This window comes from Streptomyces sp. NPDC001663, assembly GCF_042893105.1.
GTDB lineage: Bacteria > Actinomycetota > Actinomycetes > Streptomycetales > Streptomycetaceae > Streptomyces.
Genome location: NZ_JBIAUR010000010.1, coordinates 437,552 through 454,499, shown reverse-complemented (window position 1 = coordinate 454,499; position 16,948 = coordinate 437,552). Strand labels below are relative to the sequence as shown.

Genomic DNA, 16,948 nt, shown 5'->3' with positions numbered 1-16,948 from the left:
GACATGGGCACATGGTCCGACTTCCGGATCGCTCCGGGACCCGGTCGCCCCGCCGTCCCGGCGGTCCCCGTGCCCGGCGCACGATCGACCGCGCCCACGGAGCGCACCGGCGGCGAACGGCGCGGACGCCGGACAGTCCAGCCACCCGGGACAACGGGCACGCGGGCGGGACGGACCCGGGACGCCTCGCGGAGCTCCGCACGGCGCTGACCGGCCGCAGCATCGCCAGGCAGGTGTTCGTCTTCCAGGTCGTGATCGTGCTGCTGCTGGTGGTCGCCGCCGTTGTGGCGCTGTATCTGCAGGTGCGGCACGACAGCACGCAGGAGGCCCGCAACCGGTCGGTCGCGGTCGCCGAGGCCTTCGCCAACGCGCCCGGCACCCGCGAGGCGCTCAACAGCCCCGACCCCACGGCGATCCTGCAGCCGCGGGCGGAGGCGGCCCGCAAGGCCACCGGCGTGGACTTCATCGTCGTGATGAACACCGACGGCATCCGCTACACCCACCCCAAACCGGACCGCATCGGCAAGAAGTTCGTCGGCACGATCGCCCCCGCGCTGGCCGGGCAGACCACCGTCGAGGAGATCAACGGGACGATCGGGCGGCTGGTGCAGGCGGTCGTGCCGATCAAGGATCCCGACGGCAAGGTGGTGGGCCTGGTGTCGGCGGGCATCACGACCGCGAACGTGGGCGGCGCCGCCAACCGGCAGCTGCCGCTCGTCCTGGTCGCCGCCGCCGTGGGCCTCGCCCTGGCCACGGGCGGTACGGCGCTGGTGAGCAGACGTCTGCTGCGCCAGACGCACGGTCTGGGCCCGCACGAGATGACCCGCATGTACGAGCACCACGACGCCGTACTGCACGCAGTCCGCGAGGGAGTGCTCATCGCCTCCGGCGAGGGCCGACTGCTGCTGGCCAACGACGAGGCACACCGGCTGCTCGACCTGCCCGCGGACGCCGAGGGCCGGCACGTCCTCGACCTGGACCTTCCCCCCGACACCGCCGACCTGCTGGCCTCCGGCCGCGTCGCCACCGACGAGGTGCACCTGGTCAAGGACCGGCTCCTCGCGGTCAACCAGCGGCCCACCGACGTCCAGGGCGGCCCCCCGGGCAGCGTCGCCACCCTCCGCGACTCCACCGAGCTACGCGCCTTGTCCGGCCGCGCGGAGACTGCCCGCGAACGCCTCAACATGCTGTACGACGCCGGGGTCGGCATCGGCACCAGCCTGGACGTCGCCCGCACCGCCCAGGAGCTGGCGGACCTGGCCGTGCCCCGGTTCGCCGACTTCACGACGGTCGACCTCTTCGACGCCGTGCTCAGCGGCGGTCAGCCGGAAGAGGTGACCGCCTTGCGCCGTACCGCCTTCGGCGGAATCCGCGAGGACGCCCCCCTCTACCCGACGGACAAGCAGATCAGATTCGTCGACTCCTCGCCGCAGGCCCGCAGCCTGCGCTCCGGACAGGCCGTGCTGGAGCCCGACCTCCGCCAGGCGCCGGGCTGGCACGCCCAGGACCTGGAGCGGACCGCGCAGGTCGTGGAGTACGGCATCCACTCGCTGATCACCGTGCCGCTGCGCGCCGGGACACTGGTCCTGGGCGTGGTCAGCTTCTGGCGCTCGGAGAAGCCCGAGCCGTTCGACGCGGACGAACTGGCTCTCGCCGAGGAGCTGGTGGCCCGGGCCGCGGTCTCCATCGACAACGCCCGCCGCTACACGCGCGAGCACAGCATGGCCGTCACCCTGCAGCGCAGCCTCCTGCCGCGGAGCCTGCCGGAGCAGTCGGCCCTGGACATCGCCTACCGGTATCTGCCCGCGCAGGCCGGGGTCGGCGGCGACTGGTTCGACGTACTGCCGCTGTCGGGCGCCCGCGTCGCCCTCGTGGTGGGCGATGTCGTCGGACACGGACTGCACGCGGCGGCCACCATGGGACGGCTGCGTACGGCGGTGCACAACTTCTCCGCCCTCGACCTGCCGCCCGACGAACTGCTCGCACTGCTCGACGAGTTGGTCGGCCGCATCGACCAGGACGAGGCCGCGGAGGGCGGCACCGCCCAGGTCACCGGCGCGACCTGCCTGTACGCGGTCTACGATCCGGTGGCCCGGACCTGCACCATCGCTCGGGCCGGCCATCCGCCGCCGGCCCTCGTACGGCCCGACGGCACCGTCGAGTTCCCCGACGTGCCCGCCGGTCCCCCGCTCGGCCTCGGCGGCCTGCCGTTCGAGACCGCCGATCTCGCGCTGGAGGAGGGCAGCCGTCTCGTCCTCTACACGGACGGGCTGGTCGAGGACCGGGATCGGGACATCGACGAGGGGCTCGAGCTCCTGCGCGGCACGCTGGAGCGGGCCGGCACCTCGCCGGAGGAAACCTGCCAGATCGTGCTCGACTCGCTGCTGCCGACCCGGCCGAGCGACGACGTCGCCCTGATCGTCGCCCGCACCGAGGCGCTCGCCGACGACCGCATCGCCGAGTGGGACGTGCCGAACGACCCGGCAGCCGTTGCTGAGGTGCGCGCCGCCGTCACCCGACAGCTCGCCCGCTGGGGGCTGGAGGAGCTGGAGTTCGCCACGGAGCTCGTCCTGAGCGAGCTGGTGACCAACGCGATCCGCTACGGCGCCGATCCCATCCACGTACGCGTGCTGTTCGACCGCACCCTGATCTGCGAGGTCTTCGACAGCAGCAGTACCTCACCGCATCTGCGGTACGCGGCGATGACGGACGAGGGCGGCCGTGGGCTGTTCCTCGTGGCCCAGCTCGCCGAGCGCTGGGGCACCCGCTACACCCCGAAGGGCAAGGTCATCTGGGCGGAGCAGCCGCTGCCCTGAACGGGCGTCGTTTCGTTCGTCCCTACAAATTTGCCGCGCGAAGGGTGTCCGGCGTCATAGGTATCTGATAGGAAACCTTCCAATCAAAGTTAGGAAACCTTCCTAACGCAGTGACGCACGGTCAACTCCCCACCCCCCACCACCCTTTGGAGCCCCCGTGAGGCACCCCTCGCACGACGCGACGCAGCCTGCCCACACCTCGCGCCGCACCCTCCTCGTCCTGCTCGGCGCGACCCTGACCGCGGCACCCCTCCTGCGCCCCGCGCACGCCTCGGCGGCGGCGAACTGCGCCGGACTCGACGACCCGGCGAAGAAGGAGATCGCCATGCAGCTGGTGTCGAGCGCGGAGAACTCCTCGCTCGACTGGAAGGCGCAGTACAAGTACATCGAGGACATCGGCGACGGCCGCGGCTACACGGCCGGGATCATCGGCTTCTGCTCGGGCACCGGCGACATGCTCGACCTCGTCCAGCTCTACACCGACCGCAAGCCCGGCAACGTACTTGCCAAATACCTGCCGGCCCTGCGCCGGGTGAACGGCTCCGACTCGCACGAGGGGCTCGACCCCAACTTCCCCAAGGACTGGCGCAAGGCGGCCCAGGACACCGCGTTCCAGCAGGCGCAGAACGACGAACGGGACCGTGTGTACTTCAACCCGGCCGTGGCGCAGGGCAAGACGGACCGGCTGGGGACGCTGGGCCAGTTCGCGTACTACGACGCCATCGTCATGCACGGCGACGGCGACGACCCGACCAGCTTCCGCAACATACGCAAGCGTGCCCTGAACAAGGCGAAGCCGCCGGCGCAGGGCGGCGACGAGGTGGCGTACCTGAACGCCTTCCTCGACGCGCGCGTGTGGGCCATGAAGCAGGAGGAGGCGCACAGCGACACCAGCCGGGTCGACACAGAGCAGCGGGTCTTCCTGCGCAACGGCAACCTGTGTCTGAACACGCCGCTCAACTGGAAGGTGTACGGGGACAGTTACCACATCGGCTGACCGCTCCCGTCCGTGCCGTGGGCAGCCCTACCGCGAGCGCGCGGTACGGCTGCCCACGGCCTCAGGGGCGTTGGCCGATGCGGTCGACGACGCCCGTCCCCTCCAGGGCGAGCACCTCGTGGTAGCCGCCGTGGTGGTCCCACTCGCCGCCGACCCAGTCCGCGGTGCTCCCCTCGGAGCGCATGCCCAGGTAGGCGTACGTCTTCGGATCGAAGACGAGCGCGGAGCCGATCTTCGGGTACGAGACCGCGACCCCGCGGCGGCCCAGAGCGTCCACCGCCTGGTGGTCGACCCTCATGCCGGGAATCCTCGCGACGGCCTCGAAGACGGCGGCCTCCGGACCGGGCGGCATGACCCACGGCACCACGAAGAACCGGCAGGCCTTCATGAACGCTTCCTTGTCGGCCCCCAGTTCGGCGTACTCGGTCGACGGCCGGACGCCGTCGACCGAGAGCCAGCTCTCGTCCGACCAGGTCCTGGTCCTGCTGCCGTTCACGTAGGTCCTGGTGGTGTACGTCTTCGTGTACACGTACTGGTCGTTGCGCGGAACCGGCATGCCGGCACTCTCGGCCCGGGACCTCTCAGCGGCCCTGTGCAGCAGCTGGGCCGCGCTCAGGGCGGTCGTCCGCGGGGTGTCCGTGTCCCCGTCGGGCCGCGTGGCGACGACGATGCCGCCCACGACCGCCGCCGCGGCCGTCCCGGCGACGGCGGCCCGGAGCATCAGCCGCCGGGACAGCGGGCGAGAGCGGGCGTCGTCATCCACGATCGGCCTCCTCGGTCTCCTCGTGAGATCATCCCAGGCGATCAGCAGCAGCCACCTTGCTCATAAAATTGATTTATGAGCTCATAGACCGGACCCGCGTACCGACTTAGGCTTGCCTTAGCTTAGGCTTCCCGATCGAGTCGCTTGTCATCGCTCGAAGGGAACCTGATCATGCCGCGCCCCCTGCGGGTAGCCATCGTCGGAGCCGGCCCCGCCGGGATCTACGCCGCCGACGCCCTGCTCAAGTCCGAGGTGGCCGCCGAACCCGGCGTGTCCATCGACCTCTTCGAGCGGATGCCCGCACCGTTCGGCCTGATCCGCTACGGCGTCGCCCCCGACCACCCGCGCATCAAAGGCATCATCACGGCCCTGCACCAGGTGCTCGACAAGCCGCAGATCCGCCTCTTCGGCAACGTGGACTACCCGAACGACATCAGCCTGGACGATCTGCGCGCGTTCTACGACGCCGTGATCTTCTCGACGGGCGCGACGGCAGACCGCGAGCTGCGCATACCCGGCATCGACCTCGACGGCTCCTACGGCGCCGCCGACTTCGTCTCCTGGTACGACGGCCACCCGGACGTGCCCCGCACCTGGCCGCTGGAGGCGGAGAAGGTCGCCGTCCTCGGCGTCGGCAACGTCGCGCTCGACGTGGCCCGCATCCTCGCCAAGACGGCGGACGAGCTGCTGCCGACGGAGATCCCGCCGAACGTCTACGACGGCCTGAAGGCCAACAAGGCGCTGGAGGTCCACGTGTTCGGCCGCCGCGGCCCGGCGCAGGCGAAGTTCTCCCCGATGGAGCTGCGGGAGCTGGACCACTCCCCCAACATCGAGGTCATCGTCGACCCCGAGGACATCGACTACGACGAGGGCTCGATCGAGACCCGGCGCGGCAACAAGCAGGCCGACATGGTCGCCAAGACGCTGGAGAACTGGGCGATCCGCGACGTCGGCAACCGCCCGCACAAGCTGTTCCTGCACTTCTTCGAGTCGCCGTCCGAGGTCATCGGCGAGGACGGCAAGGTCGTCGGCCTGCGCACCGAGCGCACCGCCCTCGACGGCACCGGCAACGTCAAGGGCACCGGCGAGTTCAAGGACTGGGACGTCACCGCGATCTACCGCGCGGTCGGCTACCTCTCCGACAAGCTCCCCAAGCTCCCCTGGGACATCGACTCCGGCACGGTCCCCGACGAGGGCGGCCGCGTCGTCCAGGAGTCCGGCGAGCACCTGCAGTCGACGTACGTCACCGGCTGGATCCGACGCGGCCCGGTGGGCCTGATCGGCCACACCAAGGGCGACGCCAACGAGACGGTGGCCAACCTGCTGGACGACTACACCAACGGCCGTCTGCAGACGCCGGGTTCGCCCGAGCCCGAGGCGGTGGACGCGTTCCTCGCCGAGCGCGACGTCCGCTTCACCACCTGGGAGGGCTGGTACAAGCTGGACGCGGCGGAGAAGGCGCTGGGCGAGCCGCAGGGCCGCGAGCGCGTGAAGCTCGTCGAGCGCGAGGACATGCTCAGGGAGAGCGGCGCCTGACGAAACCAAAAACGAACGCCGGTCGTGCCACGGGGCACGACCGGCGTTTTCGTTTGCCACTCACAGACACGCAACTCACAGATACGTACGAACGAGCCACTCGTCGGAGTTGTAGGTGTCCCTCGCCGGATCCGGCACCGTGGCGGGCCGCTCCTCGACGGTGTCCTCGAGCCGAACCCGCTCCGGCAACTTCCCGAACCGGGCCCGCCGCACGACCTCGGCGGCTTCCTTCGCCACGCCCGCGTTTGTGACAGCCATGAGGATCCTCTTCCTTGCCGAGTTCGGTGTCACTGGTTCAACTGGTGACGATAGTGGCAGCAAGGTCACCAGCAGTCAAGTGGGAGTGACACCCATCGAGAATCGTCACCTCTTTGAGAGGTGACGCACCTCGTGCAACAGTCATGCCCGAAACCGCAACACCGGGTCGGCAGAGGGGACTTCACATGTTCGACAGGCGCAGCTTCGGCAAGTTGACCGGCGCGGGAGCGGTCGCGGCCTCGCTGACCGGATGGTCCACGCCTTCGGCCGTGGCCTCGCCGGCCACGTCGCACACGTCCTTCGCCCCGCTGAAGCAGGTCAGGGCCGGCGTTCTGAACGTCGGATACGCCGAGGCCGGACCCGCGCACGGCCCCGTCGTGATCCTTCTGCACGGCTGGCCGTACGACATCCACAGCTACGTCGACGTCGCTCCCCTCCTGGCCGCGGAGGGCTACCGGGTCGTCGTCCCGTACCTGCGCGGCCACGGCACGACGCGTTTCCTGTCCGAGCGGACGGTCCGCAATGCCCAGCAGTCCGCGGTCGCCCTGGACGTCATCGCCCTGATGGACGCACTCGGGATCGAGAAGGCCGTCCTGGCGGGGTACGACTGGGGCTCACGTACGGCCGACATCATCGCGGCGCTCTGGCCGGAACGCTGCAAGGCACTGGTCTCCGTGACCGGGTACGTGATCACCAACCGTGCCGCGAACAAGCAGCCGTTGCCCCCGGCGGCCGAGTGGGCCTGGTGGTACCAGTACTACTTCGCCACGGAGCGCGGCCGGCTCGGGCTGGAGAAGAGCGAGTACCGGCGCGATCTGGCCAGGCTGGTCTGGAAGTTCAACTCGCCGACGTGGGACTTCGACGACGCGACCTTCGAGCGCACCGCCACCGCGTTCGAGAACCCTGACTACGTCGACATCGTGATCCACAACTACCGCTGGCGACTGGGCCTCGCGGCGGGCGAGCCGCGCTACGACGCCCTTGAGCAGCGCCTCTCCCAGGCGCCCGTCATCACCGTCCCCACCATCACCCTCGACGGGGAGCGCGATCCCTTCACCCCTGCCGGGGACGGCGCGATGTACCGGGACAAGTTCACCGGCCCCTACGCCCACCGCACCTTGAAGGGCATCGGCCACAACGTGCCCCAGGAGGAGCCGGAGGCCTTCGCCGACGCCGTGATCGAGGCCGACGGATTCACAGCATCGCGCACCGCTCAGTGAGCAGCGGGCTCCTGCGCCTGCTTCCTCCGCGCACGATAGGCGGCCGCCTTCAGGCGGTTACCGCAGGACTCCATGCCGCACCACTGCCGGCGCATGCCGCGCGAACGGTCGATGTAGACGCGGGTGCACTCGGGGTTGCCGCACTCCTTCATCAACGGCACGTCCGGTCCGCTGAGCAGCTCGACGGCGTGGCGGGCAACCGTGGAGAGCGCCTGCTCGGGTGTGGCGTCGGACCACCGCCCCGTCGGGGTGAGTTGGGGGGTCACGGGAGGCTTGCGGGCCGCGTTGTTCATCACCGCGAGCGCGGTCTTGTCGTAGGTCTCCCCGACCAGGCGAGCGGTGACCAGTTCGTAGACCGCTTCCCGCACGGCGATCGCCTGCTCGACATCCGCTTCCCGGCTCGGCGTGACGGCGTCGACGATCCCGGACTCCAGGTACCAGGCGTCCAGCCGGTCCGGCGAGGCGAACATCTCGAACCGCGTCGACCGCCGGGCGCGAAGGGTCGCGGCGAAGTCGAGGGCGGGATTTCCGCACAGGAAGACATGATCCAGGTTCACATCACCATCCTGACAGGTGACGCGGACGTCCGGCAAGGATCCTCAAGCCTGCATGGAACCCCCGCCGCCACTCGGGCGTTCCTCTCTTTGGGTGTACGGCCGCGGGGGCCGCACGGAGGCGAGCGGGGTGGGGCGTGGCGCGAGTACTGGTCATCGGCGGCGGAATCGCCGGCACGGCGACGGCTCTGGCCCTGCGCAAGGCGGGGTTCGACGTCGAGGTGTACGAGGCGCATCCCGACTCGGCCGAGGATCTGGGCGCGTTCCTCACCCTCGCGAGCAACGGCATGCGCGCCCTGGCGCAGCTCGACGCCTCCCCCGCCGTGACCGCGCTCGGCTTCCCGCTGACCTCGATGCGCGTCCTGGACGACAGGGGCGCCGAGCTGGCACAGGTCCCCCTGGGCGAGGCCGCCGACCCGGGCCTGCGGTACCGCTGCCTGCGCCGCGGAGACCTGAACGCCGCCCTGCAGGCGGAGGGCGCACGCCGGGGCATCGGCATCCGGCACGGCACCCGACTCGCCTCCGTCGAGGACGAACCCGGCGGCGTCACCGCCCACTTCACCGACGGCACCACCGCAACCGGCGACCTGCTCATGGGCGCCGACGGCCTGAACTCCACGGTCCGCCGGCTGCTCGCCCCCGACGTACAGCCGCTCTACGCCGGCCAGAGGGTCTTCTACGGCTACACCGGCGCCGCGCCCCTGTCCGAACCGGAGGCGCGCATCACGATGGTGCGCGGCAGCACGGCCGCCTTCGGCTACGCCGTCTCACCGGAAGGTGAGACGTACTGGTTCGCGCGCGTGGCAGGCGAGCCGCTGCCCGCCGACGAACTCGCGGACGGCACTCCCGCCGCCTGGCGCGATCTGCTCGTGCCGCTGCTGCGCAAGGACGCCACGCCCGCCGCGGACATCGTCGCGGCCACCGGCGACGACGTCATGGTCACCAACGCCACCGAGATACCCACCGGCTCCCCTTGGCGCTCCGGGCGAACCCTGCTCATCGGCGACGCGGCCCACGCGGCCTCGCCCGCGACCGGGCAGGGTGCGTCGATGGCGCTGGAGGACGCCGTCGTCCTCGCCAAGTCCCTGCGCGACGCACCGGACACGCAGACCGCGCTGTCCCTGTACGAGGAGCTGCGCCGCCCGCGCGTGGAACACAACATCACCGTCAGCGGCAACATCTCCCGCGGCGGCCCCTCGACCCGGGGTGCGGCTGCGCCCCGCCCCGGGGAGGACGAGCTCGTCCGGCTCCTCGAGTGGGAGGCCGACGTCCGGACCGTACGACAGGAACAGAAGGGGTAATTGGTCTGCCGACCGGCAACGCCGGGCGATGCGTGGCCTTTTCAGCGAAATCAACCCCCAAATCCCCCCGGTTGTATACGCTCCAGATCCTTCGCCGGAAATCCACAACAGGGGGGATTTACATGCGTATACGCTCTGTCGCCGTCACCGCGACCGCCGCCGGCACTCTCGCCGTGCTCGCCACCGCCGTCCCGGCCCACGCCACCGAGTACCAGTCCGCGCTGAAGATCAAGGGCATTCAGTACGACGCGCCCGGCCGCGACTCCAACAACTGCACGACCGGAAACACGCGCGCCGAGTACCTGACGATCAAGAACTACTCGTCCGGCACGACCGTGAACCTCAAGGGCTATGTCGTGAAGGACAAGGCCGGCAACAAGTTCACCTTCAGCCACAACCACTATCTGCAGCCCGGGGACTACGTGAAACTCCGTGGCGGCCGCGGCACCGACTCCGACAGAAACAACGTCGTCTACCGCAACAACTGCAACTTCATGTGGAACAACGACAAGGACACGATCTACGTGTACAAGCCGTCCGGCAGCGGCGCCGACTCGCACGCGTACACCAAGACGGCCAATGACCCCGACAAGAACGGCTACATCACGTTCCACGGGTAACGGGGCAGGTCAGCGCGCGGCGAGGTCGCGCCTGGCCACGACCGCCAGCACCACCGTCAGCAGCGCGAGCGCGGCCGTCTGGCCGAGCGCCCCGCCGAGGTAGACGGCGGGGAGGGGGACGCCGAGCCAGGGATACAGCGCGGCGACCCGCACCACCAGGAGCAGCAGGCCAAGCGCGGCCAGGGCGAGGGCGGCGCAGGCGGCGCTCCGGTCCGTACGGTGCCTGCGCAGCAGGAGCCAGCCGAGGGCGCCGACGACGAAGCTCGTGGCCGGTGCCCAGGCCGCGTCCGCCATGGCCGGCAGCACCACGAGGGACGCACCCATCACCACACTGCAGGCCGCGAAGGCGAGGCCGGGCGAGCCGACGGGCAGTTCCGCCGCCGGGGCGTCGCGGTGGTAGGCGGCACACAGGGCGAGCGCCGGCAGCCAGGCGAGCAGCGCGGTGGAGGTGGCGAACCAGGGGTCCGAAGGCGTCAGTTCACTCACCATCGGCCCGATGAACGGCCACAGCGTGGGCAGCGCGGCGAGCAGCACGGACGCCCGGGCAAGGCGCCGGCGGTCGTGCAGGAGGGCGAAGAAGGCGACCGTCCACAGCAGCGGCAGCGCCCACGTTGCTCCCTCGACGACGCCGAGCAGCACTCCGCGGCCGGCGAATCCCGACACGAACATGTCCCAGTCGCGCGGGCCGTGGGTCGAGGACCAGGTCAGGGTCAGCACCCGATCGACGACCGCGGCGGCCGCCTGCAGCAGGACGGCGAACAGTGCGAAGTGGCGGACGGCCGCCCCGAGCAGGGCGTACGGCCGGGGCGCTCCACCCGCGGCCAACCTGCTGCGCACAGCGAGGGCGGCGACGCTCGCCACCTCGCCCAGCGTGGGCCTGCTCTGGTCCTGGGTGTCGCGGTCGAGGTCCCACAGGTACACCTCGACCATCTCCTCCTCCCGGGCGCGCCGGTAGTAGGCGGGAAGCAGGCGCAGCACGGTGCGGTAGCGCGCCTCGAGCAGCGTCGTCATGCGAGACCTCCCGCGAGTCCGGGTCCTGCGGACGGGTTGGTGACCGGCTTCACGGCGGGCCCGGGGGCCTCGCGCCCTTCGGCGATCCGCCGCTTGGCGGCGCTGGCTCCGGCCGCCATGCGCTCCGCCTCCGCGTCCAGGGCCTGCATGCCCTCGTCGGTGAGGCGGTAGTAGCGCCGCAGCCGCCCGTCGTGCACCTCCTCGCGGTCCAGGACGATCAGCCCGTCCGCGGTCAGCCGGTCCAGCACGCCGTACAGGGTGCCGACGCGCAACTGGACGGAGCCGTCGGACAGTTCCTCGACCTCACGCAGAATCCCGTAGCCGTGCCGGGGCTGGTCGGCCAGGGCGGTGAGGACGAAGAACGCCGCCTGAGTCATGTTCTTCGATGCCATACGGCCATGATATCTCGGCTTCCGATATATAGCGACTGGGCGAGTCACGTGGCGTGTCGGGGCTTGCCCAGGCGGTGCCTCGGCCTGTCAGTCGTTGAAGCAGCCGAAGTCCTCGTCGTCCCGGGCGTCGTACTGCTTGCGGGATTCCGCCTTGCCGCTGCCGAAGACGATGCGGCCGGAGCCCGCCCGCAGCTGGCCGGGGCGGAAGGTGAGGAAGCCGGAGACCAGGTCTTCCGACTTCATGTTGGTGCGCAGGGCGTAGGTGGTGCCGGGTTCGAGGGTGGTGGTCAGTGCGTGCAGGGTGGTGAAGCCCTTGGGGGTGCTGCCCAGGCGGAGACGGTGCAGCAGGGCGCCGTGGTCGGACTTGATGCGCCACAGCAGCTCGCCGGGCTCGTCGACCGTGCTCGACTTGTCCCATGTGTACAGGCCGACCTCGTCGATGCCGTCGGAGTCGGCGCGCGGGCAGTCCCGCCAGCCGATGACGGGTTCGGCTGCGGCGCCTTCGACGTAGAGCGGATTGAACTCGGCGCCGCAGGACGTCAGCAGGAACACGAGCCCGGCGGCCGCTGCCGCTCTCCCCCATCGCATGGGCGGAGTGTAGAGGGAGCCGCCGCGGACGGGAGCACCCGAACAGGACCCGCCCCGAAGCGGATGGTGGGCGGGCCCTGTTCGGGGCGTCATTATGGCGGCACGCGTGCGTAGGGGGACATGGGTGAAGTGCCGCGGCCTGGAGTGGACCGCTCGCACCCCGAGTGCGGGCCGCACATCCCGTGCGCACCACCCCCCCGGGTGATCTCCGCCGACCCGCACCGACGATACTGGGGTACGCACGTGCCCCCGCTTTTAGATGGACTCATGCGCACCTCCGCCACCGCCCGCCCGACGCCCTCCCCCACGCTGTGGCTGGCCCGAGGCCGCCATACCGGGCCCGATGCGGAAGACGTCGTACACCGGACCCTGCAACGGCTCAAGGCCGCCGGGGTCATCGACGACCACTCGGATCCGGATCCGTCGGGGTCCGAGGACTCCGAAAGTGCCGAGAAGCTCGTCTTCGAGGCGCGTTGGAGGATCGCCGGGACGGTGACCGTGCGCGCCCGGCTGACGCTCGCACGCGCGTCGGAAGACGGCCGGGAGTGGGTGCTGGCGGCCGAGGCGGAACGTCCGTGGCAGCAGGAGTGGCCCTCCCCCGCCACCATGTTCTGGCCCGACAAACCGGACGCCACCTGGGACCACGAGCCCGCCACGGGGCTGCGCTTCCGGGAGGTCAGCCGCCTGCCCGAGGACGACAAGGACATCCGGCGCCTGCTGCGGGCCTCCGTGCGCGGCGGCTGGGGCATCAACCTCGTCGTGCACGAGGCGATGACACCCGACGAGCGCGGCCGCCGGCCGCTCGGCCCGTTCCTTCCGCCCAGCCTGCGCGACCGCGTGGTGGAGCACCGGGCCGCCCCCGACCAGCTGCGCATCGTGAACCGGGTGCTGCGCGAGTTCGGCGTGCAGATCCCGCGCGGCGGCGCCGTCGTGCTGCCCACGACGCCGGCCCCGGAAGGCTTCGACGGGGACGACTTCGCCGTACGCACCGTCTTCCTCGACGGATCGCGGCCGACGGAGCTCATCGACACCGTGGCCCGCTTCGCCGCGCTGCCGCTTCCGCTGCCGGACGGTGCCGAGGAGGCTGTCACCGCGCTGCGGGAGGACTGGAAGCTGCTGACCCTCGATGAGGAACTCGCCCGGCAGCGCAGCCTCGTCGCCATGTACACCGAGGCACTCGAGGCGATGACGAAGTCCCGGGACCTGTACCGCGAGGCCGCCGAGCGCGCCCACGAGGCGCTGGCCGTCTACCGCGAGTCCGGCACCGAAATCCCCGCGCAGTCGCAGCCGCCCGTCGCGCCCACGGGCTCCCCGTTCCAGCAGCTGACGCGCAGACTGGAACGTCTGAAGGACACCGCCAAAGCGCTGCGGCCCACGCCTGCCGCGGACGGCGGGCGCAAGGCGGACGACACCTCTGACCGATCGGACTCGTCCGGCGACTGACGTGAGCCGATGAGGTGGCCGTCGACACGGTGACCGGTGAAACGCTGGTGCGCCGGCTGCTGGGCGGCTACGCAGCCGGACGCATCGTCAACTCCCGTACCGCGCGCTCCCAGTTCGTCGGCGCCATGACCCTGGGCCTGGGCATGGCGCCGACCGATCGACGAGGCCGACCCGCACCTCAACCCCATGGGCAGCAAGGGGATCGGCGAGATCGGCATCGTCGGAACCGCGGCCGCGGACGGCGTCAGCCGGATCAGTCGGGCCGGCGGCTCGCCGTGGCCAGGCGCCGCGGCGGCCTCGGTGCCCGGGGCGGCCGCGATGCCGCCTTCGCGGCCGGCGCGTGCGAGGCGAAGCGGACGATCAGGGCCGTCAGCGCCACCAGCGCCGCGACCACTGCGGCCAGGCCCGCGACCGAGCCCGGAGCGAGCGTGAGGTCCAGCGCCCGCGACAGCCAGGGGTTCTGGAACCGGCCCTCGTACAACTGGGCGGTGGCGAGCAGCGCCGGCACCACGACCGCGACCACGAGGGCGGGCACCACCGGCCGCAGGGTCAGCAGCCCGGCCAGCGCCGCGCACAGCACCGACGCGCCGAGGGCGATGCCGTAGGACTGCAGGGACGCGTCGTACCGGTACAGCGGGAACCAGAGCATCGCGCACAGCAGGAGTCCGGCCGCGGCGAGCAGGCCCGGCCACGTCGGCTGCGCCGTACGGCGCTTGGGCGCAGGGACGGGCCGTCGCGCCATGCCTTCGACACCGATTGAGGGTGGGGCGACGGGAACGGGCGGAGGGAGGACGAAGTCCCGGGTCTGGTGCTGCTCGCCGTGCGGTCGCCACGCCGGCAGTGGCTGCGGCAGCGGCACGGCGGCATGGGTGTCACGTCCCTCGCTCAGCCGGCCGATGAGTTCCACGAGTTCCTCGACGGGCCGTCCGGTGGCGGCCGCGCGGGCCGCCGCCTGTCCGCAGTGGGGCTCCACCGGCGGGCGGTGCAGCAGTGCCATCAGCCGTGACACGTCCTCCACCGGCCGGCTCTCGGCCGCCGCTCGGATGGCCTCGTCCGCGCTCGCGGGGTCTCGCGGCGGTTTGGTCAAAAGGGTGACCAGCCGGCTCACGTCCTCCACTGAGCGGTCCGTGCCGACCGCGCGCAGCGCGTCGACCGTGGCCTGCGCGTACTGCGGGGACTGCTCCAGCAAGGTGATCAGGTTGGCGACCTCCTCCAGCGGCCGGTCGGCGACGGCGGCGTGCAGCAGGGCGCTGAGCGGATCGCCCGCGGCGGCTATGGAGGGTTTGTTGGAATGGGATGTTGAAGAGCGGGTGTCCATGCTCTCCTCCTGCTCTGTTCCATCGATGTGATGGAAGAGTTGGTCAACTCTCGCGCCCCGGACATGCCTCACGCGGCGTCACGGTGCCATTAGTAAGCGCTGCTTCCCCCACCTGCCACTCGGGTGGGCCACGGGCATGAGCAGCGCACACCACCGGCCGACACCCGGATACGTATGACCGCCCGATCCGGGAATCCGTGAAGAAGGCGGGCCGTTCGGCACGCCGGACGGAGGAGGACCGTGAATTCCACCACAACGGTGATCGTCGTCGCCGCAGCCCTCGCGGCGCTCGTCCTCGCGGTGGCCGTGACCCTCCTGGTGCGGCTGGTGCGGGCCCGGCGCGACCTGAGGCGGGCGGGCCTTCCGACCGGTCCGCGCTGGGTTTTCTGGGGTGCCGTCCTCTATTTCGTCCTACCGGCCGATCTGTTGCCCGATCCGGTGTACCTGGATGACATCGGCGTCCTTCTCCTCGCTCTGCGCACCCTTCACAGCTCGGTCGGCAGGGCGAATGATCACGAATCGTCCCTTCCTCCTCCTCTTGATTACAGAGAGTAAGGAAACCAATCACCCGTTCGATTCGTATAAGTAAGCGGAAGGGCAAGGCAGTCGGCGGCCCGGGCGGCGCCGCAGGGCGAGGACCGCTCGGGCGGCGCAGACCGACGAGGGAGACACGATGCAACCGTTCGCGCTCAACTACGCACGTCCGGCGGTGAAGTTGGAAGCCACAACTCCGTACGCCTACGACTCCGGGCTGCAGTTGAACGTGCTCTTCGACGGCCGGGTCGCAGCCCGCGACCTGGCTCTGCTCAGAGAGTCGGGGACGACGACATCCACCGCGGGCTCCAAGACCCACTTCGACGACTGAACGCGGAACCGCCGACCATGACCGTGCTGATCCTGACCTGTGAAGAGGATGTGACCGCCGACATGGTGGTCGTGCACCTGAACGCGTCCGGGGTCCCTGTGGTCCGCCTCGACCCCGCCGACCTCCCCGGCGGCGTCGCGCTGTCCGGTGAGTACGTGCACGGGGCCTTCCGTGGCCATCTGCAGTCCGCGGGCCGCCTGGTGAGCCTGGCCGGGCTGCGCTCCGTCTGGGTGCGCAGGCCGGGCGCCGTCGCGACGCGGACGGCCGAGCCCTCCGCGTGGCTGACCGAGGAGTCCTCCCAGGCGCTCTACGGCATGCTGCGCGGCTCGGACGCCCGCTGGATGAACCACCCGGACGCGGCCCGCCGGGCCCGCCACAAGCCCTGGCAGCTGCGGGTCGCCCAGCGCTCCGGGTTGCCCGTGCCGGCCACGCTGATCACTACGTTCCCGCAGGCCGCCCGCGAGTTCGCCGAGCGCTATCCGGATCTGGTGGTCAAGCCGGTCTCCGGGGCACATCCGCAGGATCCGCCGCGGGCCGTGCCGACCAGCCGGGTCGCGCCGGACACGGACTTCACCGCGGTGGCGTACGGGCCGACGCTGCTGCAGCGGCGCGTCGCGAAGAGGGCCGACATCCGGCTGACCGCGGTGGGCGAGCGGCTGCTGGCGGCCCGTAAGGCGACCGCCCCGGACGCGGATCCCGACGACGTGGACGTGCGGTTCGCCAAGGGCGACATACCGTGGCGCCCCACCGACGTCCCGCCACGCGTCGCCGCCGCCGTCCGCTCGTACCTCAAAGCGGCCGAACTTGCTTACGGCGCCTTCGACTTCGCCGAGGACGCCGACGGGACCTGGTGGTTCCTGGAGTGCAATCAGTCGGGACAGTTCGGCTTCGTCGAGGTGGAGACGGGTCAGCCGATCGCCCGGACCATCGCGGAATGGCTCGCCCATTCCGGTCCGGAACCGCAGACACGCGTCAACGGCTCCAATACGACGGTCTGTTGAGGGAGGGTCAGTGCGGGAGCGAGCCGGGCAGCAGCGCGCTCCGTTGCCAGCCCGCGCCCGGGGAGGCGGGGCGCTCGGGGGACAGGCCGGGGCCGAGGGACGACTGCAGCGGTCGCATGACGTACTCCAGTTCCCGGCTGACGCGCTCGGCCTCCCGGCGTGCCTGGGTGGGGACGTCGCCGCGCTCGGCGACGAGTCGGTCGTAGATGGGGGAGTCCTGGAACACGGACGCGCCTTTCGTGTGGTGGCCCATGCGCATGGGCAC

18 protein-coding genes and 1 pseudogene are annotated in these 16,948 nt (G+C 70.8%); 11 read left to right on the top strand and 8 right to left on the bottom strand.

The genetic code is table 11. The features are described 5' to 3' along the window. Positions 1-11 precede the first annotated feature (11 nt). Both ACFY1L_RS32220 and ACFY1L_RS32215 read left to right on the top strand, forming a co-directional pair. On the top strand, positions 12-2,816 hold the full coding sequence (locus ACFY1L_RS32220; protein ID WP_388831850.1) for a SpoIIE family protein phosphatase: 2,805 nt from the start codon (positions 12-14) through the stop codon (positions 2,814-2,816). A 157-nt stretch (positions 2,817-2,973) separates the two neighbouring features. After that, entirely contained in the window at positions 2,974-3,813 is an 840-nt protein-coding gene (locus tag ACFY1L_RS32215) for a chitosanase (RefSeq protein ID WP_388831848.1), read from the top strand. Between the two features lie 61 nt (positions 3,814-3,874). On the opposite strand, the gene ACFY1L_RS32210 is transcribed toward ACFY1L_RS32215, so the two are convergent. Continuing rightward, positions 3,875-4,576 (bottom strand): hypothetical protein, encoded by a 702-nt coding sequence (locus ACFY1L_RS32210; protein ID WP_388831846.1) that lies wholly within the window; start codon positions 4,574-4,576, stop codon positions 3,875-3,877. 171 nt (positions 4,577-4,747) lie between these two features. Here ACFY1L_RS32210 and ACFY1L_RS32205 point away from each other — a divergent pair, with 171 nt between their 5' ends. Then, the gene (locus tag ACFY1L_RS32205) at positions 4,748-6,112 is read left to right on the top strand and encodes an FAD-dependent oxidoreductase (protein ID WP_388831844.1); all 1,365 of its coding nucleotides are present in this window, start codon (positions 4,748-4,750) and stop codon (positions 6,110-6,112) included. 75 nt (positions 6,113-6,187) lie between these two features. Here the strand turns inward: ACFY1L_RS32205 and ACFY1L_RS32200 are convergent, their stop codons facing one another. Further along, positions 6,188-6,370: a hypothetical protein gene (locus tag ACFY1L_RS32200; protein ID WP_388831842.1), complete on the bottom strand. Its 183-nt coding sequence runs from the start codon at positions 6,368-6,370 to the stop codon at positions 6,188-6,190. Positions 6,371-6,555: 185 nt separating this feature from the next. Here ACFY1L_RS32200 and ACFY1L_RS32195 point away from each other — a divergent pair, with 185 nt between their 5' ends. Continuing rightward, positions 6,556-7,590: an alpha/beta fold hydrolase gene (locus ACFY1L_RS32195; protein WP_388831840.1), complete on the top strand. Its 1,035-nt coding sequence runs from the start codon at positions 6,556-6,558 to the stop codon at positions 7,588-7,590. Here the strand turns inward: ACFY1L_RS32195 and ACFY1L_RS32190 are convergent. Further along, positions 7,584-8,147: a CGNR zinc finger domain-containing protein gene (locus ACFY1L_RS32190; RefSeq protein WP_388831838.1), complete on the bottom strand. Its 564-nt coding sequence runs from the start codon at positions 8,145-8,147 to the stop codon at positions 7,584-7,586. The two genes, ACFY1L_RS32195 and ACFY1L_RS32190, sit on opposite strands and share 7 nt — an antisense overlap. Before the next feature lie 134 nt (positions 8,148-8,281). Between ACFY1L_RS32190 and ACFY1L_RS32185 the strand changes: the two genes are divergently transcribed. Together ACFY1L_RS32185 and ACFY1L_RS32180 are read left to right on the top strand one after the other, a co-directional pair. Further along, positions 8,282-9,445 (top strand): FAD-dependent oxidoreductase, encoded by a 1,164-nt coding sequence (locus ACFY1L_RS32185; protein WP_388831836.1) that lies wholly within the window; start codon positions 8,282-8,284, stop codon positions 9,443-9,445. A 122-nt stretch (positions 9,446-9,567) separates the two neighbouring features. Further along, positions 9,568-10,065 (top strand): lamin tail domain-containing protein, encoded by a 498-nt coding sequence (locus ACFY1L_RS32180; protein ID WP_388831834.1) that lies wholly within the window; start codon positions 9,568-9,570, stop codon positions 10,063-10,065. Between the two features lie 9 nt (positions 10,066-10,074). Here ACFY1L_RS32180 and ACFY1L_RS32175 read toward each other — a convergent pair whose 3' ends face one another. The 3 genes from ACFY1L_RS32175 to ACFY1L_RS32165 form a co-directional block, all read right to left on the bottom strand. Beyond that, positions 10,075-11,076: a hypothetical protein gene (locus tag ACFY1L_RS32175; protein WP_388831832.1), complete on the bottom strand. Its 1,002-nt coding sequence runs from the start codon at positions 11,074-11,076 to the stop codon at positions 10,075-10,077. Then, on the bottom strand, positions 11,073-11,453 hold the full coding sequence (locus tag ACFY1L_RS32170; protein WP_388831903.1) for a PadR family transcriptional regulator: 381 nt from the start codon (positions 11,451-11,453) through the stop codon (positions 11,073-11,075). The genes ACFY1L_RS32175 and ACFY1L_RS32170 overlap by 4 nt, the downstream gene beginning before the upstream one ends. Before the next feature lie 102 nt (positions 11,454-11,555). Further along, complete coding sequence (locus ACFY1L_RS32165) at positions 11,556-12,056, bottom strand: hypothetical protein (RefSeq protein WP_388831830.1); 501 nt, start codon at positions 12,054-12,056, stop codon at positions 11,556-11,558. 267 nt (positions 12,057-12,323) lie between these two features. Here ACFY1L_RS32165 and ACFY1L_RS32160 point away from each other — a divergent pair, with 267 nt between their 5' ends. Together ACFY1L_RS32160 and ACFY1L_RS32155 are read left to right on the top strand one after the other, a co-directional pair. After that, on the top strand, positions 12,324-13,499 hold the full coding sequence (locus ACFY1L_RS32160) for a hypothetical protein (protein ID WP_388831828.1): 1,176 nt from the start codon (positions 12,324-12,326) through the stop codon (positions 13,497-13,499). A gap of 11 nt (positions 13,500-13,510) precedes the next feature. After that, positions 13,511-13,742: pseudogene (locus ACFY1L_RS32155) on the top strand (molybdopterin cofactor-binding domain-containing protein); the annotation flags it as partial. A gap of 10 nt (positions 13,743-13,752) precedes the next feature. Here ACFY1L_RS32155 and ACFY1L_RS32150 read toward each other — a convergent pair. Further along, complete coding sequence (locus ACFY1L_RS32150; protein ID WP_388831826.1) at positions 13,753-14,817, bottom strand: hypothetical protein; 1,065 nt, start codon at positions 14,815-14,817, stop codon at positions 13,753-13,755. Positions 14,818-15,057: 240 nt separating this feature from the next. Between ACFY1L_RS32150 and ACFY1L_RS32145 the strand changes: the two genes are divergently transcribed. The 3 genes from ACFY1L_RS32145 to tgmB all read left to right on the top strand — a co-directional run bounded on the left by ACFY1L_RS32145 (position 15,058) and on the right by tgmB (position 16,683). Then, entirely contained in the window at positions 15,058-15,372 is a 315-nt protein-coding gene (locus ACFY1L_RS32145; RefSeq protein ID WP_388831824.1) for a YkvA family protein, read from the top strand. Between the two features lie 118 nt (positions 15,373-15,490). Further along, on the top strand, positions 15,491-15,682 hold the full coding sequence (gene tgmA / locus ACFY1L_RS32140) for a putative ATP-grasp-modified RiPP (protein ID WP_388831822.1): 192 nt from the start codon (positions 15,491-15,493) through the stop codon (positions 15,680-15,682). A gap of 17 nt (positions 15,683-15,699) precedes the next feature. Next, positions 15,700-16,683, top strand: a complete 984-nt coding sequence (gene tgmB, locus ACFY1L_RS32135; protein ID WP_388831820.1) for an ATP-grasp ribosomal peptide maturase — start codon at positions 15,700-15,702, stop codon at positions 16,681-16,683. A 7-nt stretch (positions 16,684-16,690) separates the two neighbouring features. Here the strand turns inward: tgmB and ACFY1L_RS32130 are convergent, their stop codons facing one another. Further along, on the bottom strand, positions 16,691-16,909 hold the full coding sequence (locus tag ACFY1L_RS32130) for a hypothetical protein (RefSeq protein WP_361261822.1): 219 nt from the start codon (positions 16,907-16,909) through the stop codon (positions 16,691-16,693). Positions 16,910-16,948 lie beyond the last annotated feature (39 nt).

Coding starts and splice junctions, on each gene's coding strand:
- ACFY1L_RS32220 (WP_388831850.1), top strand. CDS start 12: ATGGTCCGACTTCCGGATCGCTCCGGGACCCGGTCGCCCCGCCGTCCC.
- ACFY1L_RS32205 (WP_388831844.1), top strand. CDS start 4,748: ATGCCGCGCCCCCTGCGGGTAGCCATCGTCGGAGCCGGCCCCGCCGGG.
- ACFY1L_RS32200 (WP_388831842.1), bottom strand. CDS start 6,370: ATGGCTGTCACAAACGCGGGCGTGGCGAAGGAAGCCGCCGAGGTCGTG.
- ACFY1L_RS32195 (WP_388831840.1), top strand. CDS start 6,556: ATGTTCGACAGGCGCAGCTTCGGCAAGTTGACCGGCGCGGGAGCGGTC.
- ACFY1L_RS32180 (WP_388831834.1), top strand. CDS start 9,568: ATGCGTATACGCTCTGTCGCCGTCACCGCGACCGCCGCCGGCACTCTC.
- ACFY1L_RS32175 (WP_388831832.1), bottom strand. CDS start 11,076: ATGACGACGCTGCTCGAGGCGCGCTACCGCACCGTGCTGCGCCTGCTT.
- ACFY1L_RS32170 (WP_388831903.1), bottom strand. CDS start 11,453: ATGACTCAGGCGGCGTTCTTCGTCCTCACCGCCCTGGCCGACCAGCCC.
- ACFY1L_RS32165 (WP_388831830.1), bottom strand. CDS start 12,056: ATGCGATGGGGGAGAGCGGCAGCGGCCGCCGGGCTCGTGTTCCTGCTG.
- ACFY1L_RS32160 (WP_388831828.1), top strand. CDS start 12,324: ATGCGCACCTCCGCCACCGCCCGCCCGACGCCCTCCCCCACGCTGTGG.
- ACFY1L_RS32150 (WP_388831826.1), bottom strand. CDS start 14,817: ATGGACACCCGCTCTTCAACATCCCATTCCAACAAACCCTCCATAGCC.
- tgmA (WP_388831822.1), top strand. CDS start 15,491: ATGCAACCGTTCGCGCTCAACTACGCACGTCCGGCGGTGAAGTTGGAA.
- tgmB (WP_388831820.1), top strand. CDS start 15,700: ATGACCGTGCTGATCCTGACCTGTGAAGAGGATGTGACCGCCGACATG.